The organism is Bradyrhizobium sp. Kon37, from assembly GCF_055807535.1.
In genome coordinates this window covers 522,839-538,231 of sequence record NZ_JBVVOY010000001.1, presented here as the reverse complement: position 1 = coordinate 538,231, position 15,393 = coordinate 522,839, and the positions used below count along the sequence as shown (strand labels likewise).

At 64.4% G+C, this 15,393-nt stretch carries 17 protein-coding genes; 13 read left to right on the top strand and 4 right to left on the bottom strand.

The annotated features are described in order from the left end of the window. The first annotated feature begins 391 nt into the window (after window positions 1–391). The 3 genes from AC0L3J_RS02560 to AC0L3J_RS02550 all read left to right on the top strand — a co-directional run bounded on the left by AC0L3J_RS02560 (window position 392) and on the right by AC0L3J_RS02550 (window position 4,521). On the top strand, window positions 392–883 hold the full coding sequence (locus tag AC0L3J_RS02560; protein ID WP_211395185.1) for a (2Fe-2S)-binding protein: 492 nt from the start codon (window positions 392–394) through the stop codon (window positions 881–883). Next, on the top strand, window positions 880–3,162 hold the full coding sequence (locus tag AC0L3J_RS02555) for a xanthine dehydrogenase family protein molybdopterin-binding subunit (RefSeq protein ID WP_473345807.1): 2,283 nt from the start codon (window positions 880–882) through the stop codon (window positions 3,160–3,162). The genes AC0L3J_RS02560 and AC0L3J_RS02555 overlap by 4 nt, the downstream gene beginning before the upstream one ends. A gap of 264 nt (window positions 3,163–3,426) precedes the next feature. Further along, window positions 3,427–4,521: an HD-GYP domain-containing protein gene (locus tag AC0L3J_RS02550; protein ID WP_473288351.1), complete on the top strand. Its 1,095-nt coding sequence runs from the start codon at window positions 3,427–3,429 to the stop codon at window positions 4,519–4,521. Window positions 4,522–4,631: 110 nt separating this feature from the next. Here the strand turns inward: AC0L3J_RS02550 and AC0L3J_RS02545 are convergent, their stop codons facing one another. Continuing rightward, window positions 4,632–6,212, bottom strand: a complete 1,581-nt coding sequence (locus AC0L3J_RS02545; protein WP_473345806.1) for an AMP-binding protein — start codon at window positions 6,210–6,212, stop codon at window positions 4,632–4,634. 178 nt (window positions 6,213–6,390) lie between these two features. Further along, window positions 6,391–6,810 carry a VOC family protein gene (locus tag AC0L3J_RS02540; protein ID WP_473345805.1) on the bottom strand — a complete coding sequence of 140 codons (420 nt, stop codon included), beginning with the start codon at window positions 6,808–6,810 and terminating at the stop codon, window positions 6,391–6,393. A gap of 125 nt (window positions 6,811–6,935) precedes the next feature. Between AC0L3J_RS02540 and AC0L3J_RS02535 the strand changes: the two genes are divergently transcribed. Together AC0L3J_RS02535 and AC0L3J_RS02530 are read left to right on the top strand one after the other, a co-directional pair. After that, the gene (locus AC0L3J_RS02535) at window positions 6,936–7,910 is read left to right on the top strand and encodes a Bug family tripartite tricarboxylate transporter substrate binding protein (protein WP_473345804.1); all 975 of its coding nucleotides are present in this window, start codon (window positions 6,936–6,938) and stop codon (window positions 7,908–7,910) included. Between the two features lie 167 nt (window positions 7,911–8,077). Continuing rightward, window positions 8,078–8,356 (top strand): DUF3551 domain-containing protein, encoded by a 279-nt coding sequence (locus AC0L3J_RS02530; protein ID WP_473345803.1) that lies wholly within the window; start codon window positions 8,078–8,080, stop codon window positions 8,354–8,356. A gap of 76 nt (window positions 8,357–8,432) precedes the next feature. On the opposite strand, the gene AC0L3J_RS02525 is transcribed toward AC0L3J_RS02530, so the two are convergent. Then, window positions 8,433–9,674, bottom strand: coding sequence for a S1C family serine protease (locus tag AC0L3J_RS02525; RefSeq protein ID WP_473345802.1), 1,242 nt, complete (start codon window positions 9,672–9,674; stop codon window positions 8,433–8,435). Between the two features lie 200 nt (window positions 9,675–9,874). Here AC0L3J_RS02525 and AC0L3J_RS02520 point away from each other — a divergent pair, with 200 nt between their 5' ends. From AC0L3J_RS02520 to AC0L3J_RS02500, 5 genes are all read left to right on the top strand, one after another. Continuing rightward, complete coding sequence (locus AC0L3J_RS02520) at window positions 9,875–10,492, top strand: hypothetical protein (protein WP_473345801.1); 618 nt, start codon at window positions 9,875–9,877, stop codon at window positions 10,490–10,492. Beyond that, complete coding sequence (locus AC0L3J_RS02515; RefSeq protein ID WP_007616058.1) at window positions 10,479–10,853, top strand: winged helix-turn-helix domain-containing protein; 375 nt, start codon at window positions 10,479–10,481, stop codon at window positions 10,851–10,853. The genes AC0L3J_RS02520 and AC0L3J_RS02515 overlap by 14 nt, the downstream gene beginning before the upstream one ends. A 31-nt stretch (window positions 10,854–10,884) precedes the next feature. Then, window positions 10,885–11,625 carry a di-trans,poly-cis-decaprenylcistransferase gene (locus AC0L3J_RS02510; RefSeq protein ID WP_473345800.1) on the top strand — a complete coding sequence of 247 codons (741 nt, stop codon included), beginning with the start codon at window positions 10,885–10,887 and terminating at the stop codon, window positions 11,623–11,625. 122 nt (window positions 11,626–11,747) lie between these two features. Continuing rightward, window positions 11,748–12,296 (top strand): GNAT family N-acetyltransferase, encoded by a 549-nt coding sequence (locus AC0L3J_RS02505; protein ID WP_473345799.1) that lies wholly within the window; start codon window positions 11,748–11,750, stop codon window positions 12,294–12,296. A 57-nt stretch (window positions 12,297–12,353) separates the two neighbouring features. After that, window positions 12,354–12,839 carry a Crp/Fnr family transcriptional regulator gene (locus AC0L3J_RS02500; protein ID WP_027566081.1) on the top strand — a complete coding sequence of 162 codons (486 nt, stop codon included), beginning with the start codon at window positions 12,354–12,356 and terminating at the stop codon, window positions 12,837–12,839. Here the strand turns inward: AC0L3J_RS02500 and AC0L3J_RS02495 are convergent. Then, window positions 12,778–13,608, bottom strand: coding sequence for a metallophosphoesterase family protein (locus AC0L3J_RS02495; RefSeq protein WP_473345798.1), 831 nt, complete (start codon window positions 13,606–13,608; stop codon window positions 12,778–12,780). The two genes, AC0L3J_RS02500 and AC0L3J_RS02495, sit on opposite strands and share 62 nt — an antisense overlap. Window positions 13,609–13,825: 217 nt before the next feature. Here AC0L3J_RS02495 and AC0L3J_RS02490 point away from each other — a divergent pair, with 217 nt between their 5' ends. From AC0L3J_RS02490 to AC0L3J_RS02480, 3 genes are all read left to right on the top strand, one after another. After that, the gene (locus AC0L3J_RS02490; protein WP_473345797.1) at window positions 13,826–14,515 is read left to right on the top strand and encodes a DNA-3-methyladenine glycosylase I; all 690 of its coding nucleotides are present in this window, start codon (window positions 13,826–13,828) and stop codon (window positions 14,513–14,515) included. A 24-nt stretch (window positions 14,516–14,539) separates the two neighbouring features. Beyond that, window positions 14,540–14,833: a DUF1330 domain-containing protein gene (locus tag AC0L3J_RS02485; protein WP_473345796.1), complete on the top strand. Its 294-nt coding sequence runs from the start codon at window positions 14,540–14,542 to the stop codon at window positions 14,831–14,833. 204 nt (window positions 14,834–15,037) lie between these two features. After that, window positions 15,038–15,331 carry a hypothetical protein gene (locus AC0L3J_RS02480; RefSeq protein WP_007598221.1) on the top strand — a complete coding sequence of 98 codons (294 nt, stop codon included), beginning with the start codon at window positions 15,038–15,040 and terminating at the stop codon, window positions 15,329–15,331. The last annotated feature ends 62 nt before the right edge of the window (window positions 15,332–15,393 follow it).

The window sequence follows — 15,393 nt, the reverse complement described above, 5'->3', positions numbered from 1 at the left end:
GGGTGAGGGGTTCTATCCGCGTACGATCCAGTGGGTTCGCGGAGAGAACCCCTCATCCGGCGCTTCGCGCCACCTTCTCCCACAAGGGGAGAAGGGACGACCAACGTGGCGCTCGTACTCTAGCCCGCCAAGTTACCTCGAAGAAACCGCCTCGAGGCGATAGCACGCATGTCTGACACGCTTTCTGTTTGCGTTCAGTCGCTGCATCACCGCCGTTCTCGCGACGCACAACGAGCAGGCGCCGCGTTTGTTCGATCGATTCCAAATTGCATTTGCCTCCGCGCCTGAACGCGATCATTCTTGCGATCAAGGCTGGCGCCGGCCCGGTGGGCGTCCGTCAACACAAGTTGCCGCCGTAAGCGGCTTCATGCACCGGCAGGGGAAGACGCCTATGCCAACTCTCACCATCAACGGGCGGAGTCTGTCCGTGGATGCGGCGAACGACACGCCGCTCCTTTGGGCGATCCGCGAGCAATTGCAGATGACCGGCACCAAGTTCGGCTGCGGTGCCGGGCTTTGCGGCGCCTGCACCGTGCACGTCAACGGCGAAGCCGTGCGGTCGTGCCAGACCATGGTCGGCGATGTCGCCGGCAAGAAGATCACCACGATCGAAGGCCTCGCCGCCAAGGGCGACCATCCCCTGCAGAAGGCGTGGATCGCCGAGCAGGTGCCGCAATGCGGCTACTGCCAGTCCGGGCAGATCATGCAGGCGGCGTCGCTGCTGGCGAAGAATCCCAACCCGACCAAGGAAGAGGTCGTGGCGCATATGGACGGCAATCTCTGCCGTTGCATGACCTATTCGCGGATCCAGAAGGCAATCATGCGCGCCGCAACCGAGATGCGCACCGCGTCCGCCACCGGCAACGAGCGGAGGCCCACATGAATAAGCACATCAAGACCGTCACCGCCGAAACGGCTGATCTCAGCCGCCGCTCCTTCCTGGTCGGCACCGCGGCAACCGGCCTCGTGCTCGGTTATGCCGGCGTGCCCGGCATAGGTGAGGCGCTCGCGGCACCCCAGAACTTCGAGCCCAGCGTCTGGTACGCGATCGCGCCCGATGGTCTCGTCACCGTCACCTGCGGCAAGGCCGACATGGGCCAGCACATCGCCTCCACCATGGCGCAGATCGTGGCCGAAGAGTTAGGGGCCAAATGGAGCGACATGCGCGTTGCCCTCGCCTCCAATGATCCGAAATTCAACGATCCCGTGCTGGGCGCACAGATCACCGGCGGCAGCTGGTCGACCATGATGAACTTCGACGCCATGAGCCGGGCCGGCGCTGCCGGACGGATGGCGTTGACGGAAGGCGCGGCCGCCGCGATGGGCGTGCCGGCGTCGGAACTGGTGGTGCGCGATTCCATGATCTCGCATCCGAAGTCAAAGAAGACGATGTCGTTCGCCGATGTCGTCAAGAGCGGCAAGGCGACAAAAACCTTCACGCCGGACGAGCTCAAGGCGATCGTGCTGAAGACGCCGGATCAATACACCATGATCGGCGTGTCGGTGCCGCAGCTCGACATCCCCTCCAAGACCAACGGCACAGCCAAATACGGCATCGACGTGATGCTGCCGGGCATGGCCTATGGCGCGGTGGTGACGCCTCCGGTGCGCTTCGGCGCCACCGTCAAGTCGGTCGACGACAGTGCCGCCAAGAAAGTGCCGGGCTTCATCAAGGCCGTCACCCTCGACGACAAGACCGGAACGACGTCGGGCTGGGTCGTCGCAGTCGCCGGCACCTATGCCAATGCCAAGAAGGCGGCGCAGGCGCTCAAGATTGCCTATGACGGCGGTCCGAACGCGAAAGTGTCGAGCCAATCGCTGCTCGACGAGGCCAAGCGGCTTCAGAAGCAGGAGGATTCCGGCCAGTTCTTCGTCAAGGACGGCGATCCCGCGGCGGCGTTCGGCACGGCGGCCAAGGTGCTGGAGGCGGAGTACACCACCAGCATCAACATCCACGCGCCGATGGAGCCGATGAACGCCACTGCGGAGTTCAAGGGCGACATCCTGCACATCTATTCCGGCAACCAGTTCGCCACGCGCTCCGGCGCGATCGCGGCGGGTGCGGCCGGGATCGATCCGAAATTCGTCGTCATGCATCAGATGTGGCTCGGCGGCGGCTTTGGCCGCAGGCTCGATGCCGACATGATGATTCCGGCGGTGCAGGCGGCCAAGGCGATCGGCAAGCCGGTGAAGGTGATCTACACGCGCGAGAACGACATGACGATGGATTTCTCGCGTCCGCTCACCTACCAAAAAGTAAAGGCGGGCGTGGACGGCGACGGCAAGCTCGTCGCGCTCAGCCACGACGTGGTTTCGGCCTGGCCGACCCAACGTTGGGGCATTCCCGATTTCCTGACGCCCTCGGTCGACAAGAAGGGTCCGCTCGACTCCTTCACGGTGAACGGGGCCGACTTCTTCTACACCGTGCCCAACCATCATGTGCGCGCGATCAAGAACGAGATGGCGCACAACGCGACGCCGTCCGGCCAGCTCCGCTCGGTCGCGCCGGGTTGGACCTTCTGGGCGGTCGAGAGCATGATCGACGAGATCGCGGCGGCGGCGGGCAAGGACCCCGCGCAGTTCCGCATCTCGCTGCTCGACGGCGCCGGCAAGAACGACGGCGGCGCGCAGCGGCTGCGCAATACGCTGCTCGCCGCGATGGGCCTTGCCGGCTACGGCAGCAGGAAGCTGCCGAAGGGTGAAGGCATGGGCGTGGCCTGCGTCTCCTCGCAGGAACGCGCGACCGCAAGCTGGACGGCCTGCGTCGCCCACGTCGCCGTCGCGCCCTCGGGCGAGGTCACCGTGAAGAAGCTCACGGTCGCCACCGACGTCGGCACGCAGGTGCATCCCGACAACATCCGCGCCCAGGTCGAAGGCGCGGCGCTGTGGGGCCTGTCGCTGGCGATGTACGAGAAGGCAACGCTGAAGGACGGTGGCATCGAACAGACCAATTTCGACAGCTACACGCCCTTGCGCATGAGCCAGGTGCCCGAGGTCGCGATCGCCGTGATCGCCAATGGCGAGAAGGCCACCGGCGTCGGCGAACCCGCGGTGACGGTGATCGCACCCGCGATCGGCAACGCCATCTTCAACGCCTCCGGCGCCCGCGTCCGGGCCCTGCCGATCACGGCGGAGGCCGTGAAGGGCGCGATGAAGGCGTAAGGCTGGTTGCGATTGTTGACCTGACATGATCCGCCGGGGGGCAGCCCCCGGCGGATTCGTCGTTAAAAAGCCTTGTGTTTGCAAGCACATCTCTACTGTGCATGGGGTTGTTTTCGAGGTTTTGATGGGAACCGCCCGGGGAACCGAACTCCGTAAAATTGTCCCTGATTTCGCAGGGTTCCATTGAGCACGCCTCTTAAGGGCCGGAGAACCTGATCCGGCTTAGGCTTTGGCCCGAAACACGCCCGTGCTCTTGGGGAAGCCATGAACGCCTCAGCCAAACCCGCCGCCAAACGCCGGCTCCTGCTCGCCTCCGACCGGAGCGACGAGAGCAGCGAGCTCGCCAGCATCCTCAAGGCGGTCGGCGACGTCGCGACGGTGACGACGCAGGAGCTCCCCGAGCAGCCCTCGCGCGATCTCTCCGGCCTCGTGGTCGACATCAATCTGCGTTCGCCCGAGAGCGTGCAGCGGGTGCGCAACAAGCTGCGCGGCGATGCCTATCGCGCGATGCCTCGTCTGTTCGTGCTTGCGGACGCCCTGCATCACGGCACCATGCAAGCCTGGGCCTTGGGCGCCACCGACACCATCTCGCGGCCGCTTCAGCCCGAGGACATCCTGCAGCGCATCCGTGCGGCCTTCCCCGACACCGCCGTCTATGACGCGACCGATCGCGGCAAGACGCTCAATCGCGGCGTCGAGGCCGCGCACGCGGTGCTGAAGAAGATGTTCGAGAAGCTGCCGCTTGGCGTGCCCCTGACCTTCGACGACGTCATCGCCGCCGAGAGCAAGATCCTGAAGGCGATCAAGCACTCCTCGTTGCGCGAGTGGCTCACCACGGTGGGCTGCCACCATGTCGGCAGCTACCGCCACTGCCTGTTCGTGACCGGATTTGCGGTCTCCTTCGCCCAGCACCTCGGCATGCGCGAGGACGACCAGCGCCGGCTGACCCGTGCCGCACTGCTGCACGACGTCGGCAAGGCCTTCGTTCCCTCCGCGCTGCTCGATAAGCCCGGCAAGCTCACCGACGAGGAGATGGCCGAAGTCCGCCAGCATCCGCGCCGCGGCTATGACGCGCTCGCAGCCCAAGGCGGCTTCCCGCCGGAGATGCTGGATGTCGTGCTGCATCACCACGAATTCCTCGACGGCTCTGGCTATCCCAACAATCTCTCGTCGAACCAGATCAGCGATATCGTGCGGGTCACGACGATCGTCGACATCTACGCGGCGCTCGTGGAGAAGCGCGCCTATCGCATGCCCTTCACCCACTCGCGCGCGTTTACGATGATGGAAGGCATGGGCGGCAAGCTGGACCAGCAGCTGTTGCAGGCGTTCCGCCCGGTGGCGCTGGGGTCGTTCTGATCTGGCTGCGTAGGGTGGGTTAGCGTAGCGTAACCCACCATGCTTCCGCATTTGCCGGACGAAGTTGGTGGGTTACGCCTTCGGCTAACCCACCCTACGATCTCTATGCTTCAGCCCACCATCTTCCTCAGCTCCGCCTTCGCCACCTTCTCCAGCGTCGAGCGCGGCATGTCGTCGACAAAGCGGATCTCGCGCGGCACCTTGAAGTCGGCGAGGCCGGCGCGGCAGGCGGCCATCACGGCGTCGTGCAGATCAGGCCGCGCACCGGCGACGCCACCCTGCGGGATGATGAAGACGACCGGCACCTCGTCCAGCATTGGATGCGTCTTCGCCACCACGGCGGCCTCGCGCACGCCGGGGACGAGTGCGACCACCTGCTCGATCTCGGACGCGGCGACGTTCTCGCCGCCGACCTTGAGCATGTCCTTGCTGCGGTCCGCGAAGCGGATGTAGCCGTTCTCCAGCCGCACCACGCGGTCACCGGTGAGAAAGAAGCCGTACTCGTCGAAGCTCTCGCGCGTCGCCTTTTCGTTGTGCAGATATTCGGCGAACAGCGACAGGCCGACAATGCCCTTGATCGAGAGGTTGCCGGCGTCGCCGACCTCCGTCGGCTTTCCGTCGTCGTCGGTGATGCGGATTTCATATTCCGGCGCGGCGCGGCCGATCGACATCGGGATGTTGGGCTGGTCGATCTCGCCGACGATGCCGTGGGTGATGGTCTCGGTCATGCCCCACCAGCCGATGATCTTGACGCCGAAGGCGGCGAAGGCCGGCGGCTCGTTGATCGCGGTGCCCCATAAGCGAAATTTGTGATCGCGCGGGATGTCCTGCTCGAGCAGCGCCTTCATGCAGAACGGGATGGTCGAGGTCCAGGTCGAGCCGTGCTCGCGCGCGGCGCCCCAGAACCGGCTGGCGGAAAAGCGCGGCTGGATCACGCAGGTGGCGCCGACCCATAGCGTCGCCAGCATCGAATAGGCCAGCGCGTTGGTGTGGAACAGCGGCAGATAGGCTTGATGCACGTCGCTTGCGTGCAGGTCCTCGTGCGCGGCGTTGATCTTGGCGCCCCACAGCGCGTTGGCGTGGGTCCACAGCACCGCCTTGGGGCGCGATGTCGTGCCCGAGGTGTACTGCACGCTGCACGGCGCGCGCGGATCGATCGCGCGCCTGGGACGGTCGGCGCTGTCGGCGAACAGCTCCTCAAAGCTGTCGCCGCGTGAGACCGGATTCGCGGGCGCCGCGCCCGAATCGTGCGAGGTCACCGCCATCCAGCGGATGTTGCGGCAGTTCTGCGCGACGATCTCGGCATAGGCCGGCTGCGTGATCGCGGCAACCGCGCCGCAATGATCGGCAAAATAGTCGAGCTCGGCCGGTGCCGAGCGCGTGTTGGTGGTCACCGCGACGGCGCCGAGTTCGACACAGGCGAACCAGGCCAGCAGCGCCTCGATGCAATTGTCGAGATGAATGAGCACATACTCGCCCGGCTTCACGCCGCGCTTCTTCAGTCCCGCCGCGAGCGCGCCGACCCGCTCGTGAAACTCGCCATAGCTCCAGCGCCGCGCGGGCGTGTCGAACGGCGCCCAGATCAGGAACGGATGTGAGCTGCGCACCTCAGCCCGCATCTTCAGCAGCCAGGGCACGTCGAGCCCGTCGAACGGGCCCACGATTCCGGCGGCGGCTTGCGAATTCGGCATATGTCCTCCCGTGCAGCCTGCATCTTGCCGGCGGCTGCGTTTTGATGATTGCGTCTTCCGGCTCTCTCCGCCGTCATTGCGAGCGGAGCGAAGCAATCCAGAATCCCTCCGCGGGGACATCTGGATTGGGTCGCAATCGCTCCTCGCAATGACGGCGCGTGGGGCAGGCGGCTTGGCCTTACCGGCCGCCGTCCTCGTATGACGAAATCTCGATCAGGCTGCCATCCGGATCCCTGCAATAGACCGAGCGCAGGGTGCCGCGGGCGCCCTGCTTGAGAACCGGGCCTTGTTCGATCGCGACGCCATGTGCCTTCAAATGCGCCACCACCTCGTCGGGGCTGGCGGATGTGAGGAAGCACAGATCCTCGCTGCCGGCGGTCTGGTGCTCCGCGGTGAACCACTCCACCTTGTCGGCATCGCCCGGCCGGACGTTGATCTTCTGGTTACCGAATTGCAACGAAGTCCGCGGCGCTTTGCCGCCGCCGGGCTCGAACACCTTGACTTCCATGCCGAGAATCTTGCCGTACCACTCGGCGGTCACTGCGACGTCCGCGACGTTGATCACGAGATGATCGAGAGCTTCGACCTTGACCGCCATGCCTTATCCTTTCGTCGTGATGCGCCCCGTGCACTTTCCGCCTGCGGCAAGCTTTGTTACAACCGCGCCGACGCCATTTTCAAGCTATCTGGCTTCAAGAACAACACGTTGGGAGAACCCTTGAAATGATCACTCGCCGTACCGCGCTGAGCCTGCTCGCCGCCAGTCCGCTTGCAGCCAGCCCGCTGTCGAAAGCCTTTGCCGCCGATTATCCGACCCACCCGGTGAAATGGGTGGTCGGCTATCCGCCGGGCGGAGCCACCGATATCTTGGCGCGGCTGATCGGTCAGCGGCTGTCGGAGAAGTTCGGCCAGCAATTCGTGATCGAGAACAAGCCGGGTGCCGGCAACAATATCGCTACCGAATCGGTCATCAATGCCGAACCCGACGGCTACACGCTGCAACTGGTCAATCCGGCCAACTACATCAACGCCTCGCTCTACACCAACCTGAAGTTCAACTTCGTGCGCGACATCGCGCCGGTCGCCTCGTTCCAGCGCGTGCCGAACGTGATGACTGTCAACAAGGACGTGCCGGCCAAGACCGTCGCCGAGTTCATCGAATACGTGAAGGCCAATCCCGGCAAGGTCAACATGGCCTCCTCCGGCAACGGCACCTCGGTGCATCTGTCCGGCGAGATGTTCATGGCGCTGACCGGCTGCAAGATGCAGCACGTGCCCTATCGCGGCGCCGCGCCCGCGATCACCGACATGCTCGGCGGTCAGGTGCAGGTGATCTTCGACAACATGCCCTCGATCATCCAGCACATCCGGTCCGGTTCGCTCCGCGCCATCGGCGTCACCACGGCGGAGCGCTCGCCGCAGCTGCCCGACGTGCCGGCGATCGGCGAGACCGTGAAGGGCTACGAGGCGAGCGCGTTGTTCGGCATGGGTGCGCCGAAGAACACGCCCAAGGACATCATCGCCAAGCTCAACAGCGAGATCAACACGCTGATAAAGGAGCCGGACATGGCCAAGCGCCTGGTCGAGCTCGGCGGCGAGCCGCGGGCGCAGACGCCAGAGGCGTTCGGCGAGGAGATCAAGGCGGAGACCGAGAAATGGAAGAAGGTCGTCGAGTTCGCCGGCCTGAAGGTCGAGTAGCGATCTCGTGATGTTCGTGATCGGAGCCCTGCCCGTTCGGCAGGGCTTTTTTCTTGCGCATCAAGGTTTCTTGCGTGTCAGCGCCCGTCGATCTGGAATAAAACGGCGTGGCGAAACCTGATGTTATATGGCGCGTATCTCGCGCTATGAGGATAGGAGTTGGAATCATGCGCAAGACGCAATTGGCTCTGCTGGGCCTCGGCGCGACACTCCTTGCCGGCTTCTCCGCCGTCACCCCCGCCGCGGCGCACGACTACCCCTGGTGTGCCCAGGGCGGCGGGTACGAGTATCCCGGCGATTGCACCTACAGCACCTATGGACAATGTCAGGCCAGTGTGTCGGGCCGGCTCATGGCCTGCGGGCCCAATCCGCTCGTCGCCTACGGTCAATCGTCCCTGCCGCAATCGCGGCAGCCGCGGCGCACGCGTCCCGTCGCGCCGTATTGAGGAACTCGCGGTTTGACTGATAGCCCCGATCGCGTTCGCGCCATCCGCGGCCGCGCGGACGCCGCCTGCGTTGCCGCTACCGCTTCGCCTCAGCCTGCTCCGTGCCGTTGCACGAGATCAGCATCGTATAGGGCCGCGCATTGCCGGCGATGTCGGTGGTCTTGATCTCGCCCTTCGGTTCGGCAGTTTGGTAGGGCACCACGGAGTTGTCGAGGAAGTCGCGTAGCGCGCCGGTCTTGATCGCGAAGTTGATGTTCTCGGGGATGTTGCCGGTCGCAGCGGCGACCCGTAATCCGTCCAGCTTTCCCGTAACGACGCCGACGATCTGCCCGGTGGTGTCGAACAGCGGGCCGCCGCTATTGCCGGGCTGCACCGGCGCACTGATTTGCAGGAAACGCGAATCGTTGCGCATGCCGCTGAGCGAGCTGACGATGCCAGTCGTCACCGTGAAATCCGAAGTCAGCAATCCATGGAACGGAAAGCCGATCGCGACGACGGAATCGCCGGAGCGGATCGAGCGGTCGCGGATCCGGGCGAACTCCTTGAACGTGGTCGTCGACGGCGCCTGCAGCAACGCGAGGTCGTTGTTGGCGTCGCTCGACACCACGCGCAAAACCATTCCGGCTTCGCCCGTGAGATTGCCCTTGATGTCGCCGACGCAGCCATTGATCACATGATTATTGGTGACGACGTGTCCGCTGGCGCTCACGACAAAGCCGGTACCGCTTTTGGCTTTGGCGGACTTGCTGGCCGGCGGTGATGCTTGCTTGTCGGGCGCCTGCGGCTTTGCCGCAACCTTCGTAAAGTCTCCGGCCTTGTTCAGGCCGTCGGCTTTCACCTTGGTGACGCAATTGGCCAGTGCCGCAATCACGGGCCCGGCCGAGGTCAGGTCGAAATTCAGCACGGTGCGGCCGCTCGTCGCGACCATCAGGCTTGCCTTCTGAAACGCTCGTACCACGTTGGCAGGCATGACGGAGCTGAGCATGTTCGTCTGGTTGGCCGTGGCGAACAGTCTGGCCTGCTCCTGTCCGTCAAAGATAACGTCGATCGCGGCGTTCTCGCCCTGCTTGAAGTGGTAGCTGGGACTCGCAAAGCTCAATATCCACGAGCCCCCAGTATTCTGGCCGACGACGAGAATGACGCCGTTGGCATAAGGCGCCGTCGCGGCACAATGCGAGAAGGCTCCGGTTTCGTCATTGCTGAACGCGCCGCCAACCCAGTTGCCGATTTTGACGCTGCCGAATGGCCCGGCCGCGTGCGCAACGCTGCCAACGCTCAGCTGCAATAATGACGCAACGATAAATGACTTAAGCCACATGCTTTCCCCCAGAACGCGCTCGCGCGCATCTTATCTGCGGGAGGAGGTGCCGCGCAACCGGCAGTTGTCCGGCGAGGACCAGCGTCAAGAGGCGACGTTCGGGACTTGTCTTTACTTTGCGATCCGATATACTTTGCGGTACAAAGTAACGGGATCGATAGTCCCGGCAGCATGGGCGGAACGAGGTTTTGGCGTTGCCAATGCGCGATCTCGACAAGGCACTGGCTGACATCGTGGCGATCCGCAGCCAGATTGCGGCCGGCACGGCGTTCCGCGGCTACGGCCCGGCGACGATGGCGGCGACCGGTGCCGTCGCGCTTCTCACCGCAATCCTGCAATTCTGGTTGCTCGATGATCCCACCGGCGAGCCGCTCGGTTTCTTCCTCGGTTGGTTCATTGCCGCCGCGCTCTCCGGCCTGACGATCGGTATCGAGATGCGCGCACGTTCGCGCCGCCATCATTCGGGTCTCGCCGATGCGATGATCCACCAGGCCGTCGAGCAGTTCCTGCCTGCAGGCGTTGCCGGTGTTCTGCTTGCGGTAGTGATGTGGAAGTTCGCGGGCGAAACGCTGTGGTTGCTGCCGGGTCTGTGGCAGATCCTGGTGTCGCTCGGCATTTTCGCCTCCGTCCGCTCGCTGCCGCGCACCGTGGCGCTCGCCGGCGCCTGGTATTTCATGTCCGGTTTTGCGGTGGTGGTGCTCGCGAGCCAAACCCATACGCTGTCGCCCTGGACCATGGGCCTGCCCTTCGTGATCGGGCAGTCGGTGATGGCGGGCATTCTGTATTTCGCATCCGGAGACCATGATGTCGAAGATTGACAGCGCACCCTTCTCTTATGAAGGACTGGACCGCGTGATCCATGAGAAGGCGAGGCTCGGACTTCTGACCTCGCTGATGGCGCATCCGAAGGGTCTGGCGTTCGCCGATCTCAAGCAGCTCTGCGGCCTCACCGACGGCAATCTCAGCCGGCATCTCGCCGTGCTCCAGGAAGCCGGCCTCGTCGAGGTGACCAAGGGCTATGAGGGCAATCGCCCGCACACGACCTGCCGCCTGACCAAGGCCGGCCGCCGCCGCTTCCTCGATTATCTCGCCGTGCTCGAACGGCTGGTGCGCGACGCTGCCAAGGCCGCCGGCCGCGAGGCGGCGCCGCTCGGCCGCCTCGGTATCGTCTCGACCTGATCCTCCCCCTTTTTTGACCGGAGACTTTGCAATGCAAAGTGACCTTATGTCCCGCAACGAGAAGCTTCACGTCGGCATCATCATGGACGGCAACGGCAGATGGGCGACACGGCGCGGCCTGTCGCGCGTGCGCGGGCATGAGGCCGGCGTCGAGGCGATCCGCCGCATCGTCGAAGCCGCGCCCAAGCAGGGCATCGGCACGCTGACGCTCTACGCCTTCTCCACCGACAATTGGCGCAGGCCGAAGGCCGAGGTCGCCGCGCTGATGACGCTTCTGCGCTTCTACCTCGCCAACGAGGTGCAGAGCCTGGTCAAGAACGGCGTGCGCCTCACCGTGATCGGCCGCCGCGACCGCTTGCCCGACGGCATCGCCAATGCGATTGCGCGTGCGGAAGACGCCACCGCGCACGGCAGCACGCTTCATCTGCGCATCGCCGTCGACTATTCCGCGCGCGACGCCATCCTCAACGCGGCGGCGAAGGCGGCGGCGCTGACGAGTCTCACCCGCGAGGCGTTCTCGCAGCTCGTTACCGGCGAGGCCGGTTTGCGCGACGTCGACCTCATCATCCGTACCTCGGGTGAGAAACGGCTGTCGGACTTCCTGCTCTGGGAAGGTGCCTATGCCGAGCTGCACTTCACCGAGCGGATGTGGCCCGAATTCGACGCGGGCGATCTCGCCGCGGCCCTGGTCTCCTTCCACGGCCGCGAGCGCCGCTTTGGCGGGCTCCAGGCGATCGTGCCGGAGGAGGTGCCTTCACTCTCTCGCGTGTGACGCCCGGCACTGAGGAACGAAACTGTTCGTTTTCGGCCGCAAGATTGGCAACACCGTCCAAGCGCTAAGCGCGCGGTCTCGGCTAGGTCTGCATTCGATGCAACCTGCCGAAAGCCTCGCGCATGTCACACTTATTGCTGGATGCCGTTCTCGAGTCAGCCGAAGCCAGCGCCACGGTCCGTATCAGGCCGGCCAGCGCGTCCGATGTCGAGAGCCTCTCGATCTATTTCACGAGCCTCTCCGCGACATCGCGCAACAAGCGCTTCATGGGCGCGCGGGCGGACATTGCCGTGGTCGCGGCCGAATGCGTCGCCAGGACCAGCCATCCCGATCATTTCACCCTGCTCGCCGAGATCAGGCAGGAGGGGCAAGGCACGATCGTCGGCGAAACCAGATACGCCTACGATGCGGATGCACGGCATGGTGATTTCGCTATCTCCGTTGCCGATGGGTTTCAGCGCAAGGGCGTCGGCCTCCGCATGATGACGGCGATGGAGAGGCACGCGAGCGATCTCGGTCACGAGATGATTGCAGCCGAGACCGCGCGCGTGAACGCCGAGATGCGCGGCCTTGCGAAGAAGGCGGGATTCGAGGACACCGGTCTCGGAGACTGGCAGTCGGTCCATCTCGCGAAGCGTCTCTTGCGGTCGCTGCGCTTGCCACAAATTTGAGCAAGCGCGCGACGCCGATCGTGCCCTACTATCTCCCTGCGACGGGAGCTTGGTCGGATGCGCGCAGTTCTGGATTATTGCACCGGTGGGACGGAGCGGCAGGTCGCGGCCGGCACGCTGATCGTCGCCGAGGGCGGCACCACCGGTCATCTCTATGTGCTGATGCAGGGCAAGCTCGAAGTGCTCAAGGGCGAGATGGTGGTCGCCACCGTAACCGAGCCCGGTGCGGTGCTGGGCGAAATGTCTGTGCTGCTGGGGCAGCCGCACACTGCGACCGTACGGGCCTGCTCCGATTCCGTCGTCTACGAATTCGAGGACGCCGCCTCGTTCCTCAGGCAAGAGGCGGGCGTGGCGCTTCTGATCGCCAAGATGCTGGCGCAGCGGCTCAATGTCGCCAATACCTATCTTGCCGATCTCAAGCAGCAATATGCCGGCCACGGCACGCATCTGGCGATGGTCGGCGAGGTGCTCCAGAGCATGATCAACCTGCCGCCGCTCGAGGTCTCGCCAGGCTCGGATCGGCAATCCGATCCAAGAATGTGAGCCAGTCGGGCGGCGCCTCGATCGGAGCGGCGGGTCGCTGCAGCGGCCCGTCAAGATCGATCCATTGCGCCTCGCCGGCCGCAAGCCAGAACGCCCTGTCCGCATCGAGGTCCAGCACGATATATGTCGGCGGACGGCCGGGTTGCAGGCCGGTGTTGAAGACCCAGCTCTCGCCGAGCCGGTCGAACCACGAGCCATCGGTAATGAACGGCGACTGATGCACATGGCCCGAGATCACCATCGAGGGCTGGTACTGCATGATCCATTGCACCAGCTCGACGTCGCCGAAGAAGCGCTTGCCGCCCCAGCTCGTCGGTGAATTCGCCGGCGGCGCGTGATGGATCCAGATCCAGCGCTGCGGCCGGCCGGCCGCGGCGGCGGCGGCGAGCTGCGCGACCAGGCGTTGCTTGACCAGCGGCCCATCCCACCATGGGCACACCGTGAACAGCGTGTCGCCGACGGTGAGGCCGTCACCGTCGCAGGCAATCCCCAACTCGCGCACCTCCGAGATCCAGCGCGAGATCTTTTCGCCTTCCGCATTGCGCTCGTCGAGGTCGTGATTGCCGGAGCAGAGGATTACGCGAGTCTTGCCGGCGAGCAGGGCGAGGTACTTCTTCACCACCACGATCTGCGCGCGAAAATCCACCATCGAGCCGATGTCGAGCGCATCGCCGGCGAAGATCACAAGGTCGAATTGCGGAGCGGCGCTGACGAGCCAGTCGAGCTGAGGCAGCGAATAGTGCAGGTCGGCCACGACCAGGCAGCGCATTGGAAATCCAGGAGTGAGACGTCAAAAATGCTCGGGATTGCAAAATATCTGAACGCAAGACGCAGACCAGCCGCATCTCTCGCCAATTCAATGCGGGCAGTATGCTGCGGCGCATCCGCGGGTGCAAGCATCGAAGCGTCGCCGGACTGGACCGGATCATCGAATTCTGATGTCGTGGCGTGACCTCAACAGCTCGTGCCCCAACAGCTCGTCTCCCATGACCTCCTTCAAGACCATTCGTGCGCGCGCCGAAAAACGCAAGGGCGGGCCCAAGGCGCTCGAAAAGCTGATGCCGGAAAAGCCCGACCTGAAGGGCCTCGCCAAACGCGGCGACGATCGCATCCTCGCAGAGATGACGAAGCGTGTGTTTTGCGCGGGCTTTGCCTGGAGCGTGATCGAGACGAAATGGGAGGCGTTTGAAGACGCCTTCCTGCGTTTCCAGCCGACCAAGCTCACCTTCCAGCCGGAGGATTATTGGGAGGGCCTGCTGCGCGACGCGCGCATCGTGCGCAACGGTGCCAAGATCATGTCGGTGCGCGACAACGCGGCCTTCGTCCAGGAGATCGCAAAGGAACACGGCAGCTTCGGCAGGTTTCTGGCGAAGTGGCCGCCGTCGGACCAGATCGGCCTGCTCGATCTCCTGAGCAAGCGTGGCAGCCGGTTGGGTGCCAACACCGGCCAGATGCTGCTGCGGTTCGTCGGCTGGGACGGCTTTGTGACGTCCAGGGACGTCGTGGCGTGCCTGCGCGATGCCGGTCTCGACATCGCCGAAGAGGTCAAGTCGAAGGGCGATCTGGCAAAGGTGCAGGCGCAGTTCAACGCCTGGGCCGAGGAGACCGGGCTGTCCTACACATATCTGTCACGCATCTGTGCGCTGTCCGTCGGCGAGAACAGAAGCGATCATTAGGTCACGAAAACCAGGAGAACAATCATGGCCAAAGCCTATTGGGTTGCCACTTATCGCGCGATCAAGAACCCCGACGCCATGGCGGCCTATGCCAAGGTGTCGCGCCAGGCCATCGAAGCGGCTGGGGGCCGCGTGATCGCGCGCGGGATGCCGGCTACAACATTCGAGCTCGGCTTGATGGAACGCGTCGTGCTCATCGAGTTCGACAGCGTCGCGAGCGCCAAGGCGGCATATGAAAGCCCGGCCTACAAGGCCGCCCACGATCTGCTCGGCGACGGCGCCGATCGTGACATCCGGATCGTCGAAGCCGCCGAGTAGCGCTGCATCGGCGGGATCGTGGACATCGTGTGGCGATCCCGTGCCATGAGCGGGGCGGTCGCCACGCGCGATCACGAATTACATTTTTCCGGAACATTTGTGCGCAGCACCCGTTCGGGACATTGAGCCAGGCGAACATCGGCGCAGGGAACGCCCGCTCTGGCTTACCTCAATGAAACCGACGTGACAGAAACGGAGCAGCTCATGAAGCTCACATCCGAACAGGTGAAGCAGACCGTCAACCAGCTCGGCGCTCAGGTGCTGCCCGACGAGCATCCCGCCATGCCGCAGCTCAACAGCATGTTCGGCGAGCACACTTTCTTCGTCGATGAGACCGGACTGAAGGTCGTCGAGCCTACGGCGCCCCCCGGCACCGAGCGCCAGAGCGGCGAAGTCGTCAGCCTCGCCGATTGGGGCGATTCCGAGCTGACACGCCTGATGGCGCACGAGCCCGAGCCGACCGGCGTGATCGTGGTGTTCGAGCACGTGAGGCATTGATCGGGCCCAGCGGATCGACCTTCGGTGGCGAGTCTGAAAACCCGCCATCGTAGATTCGCGTG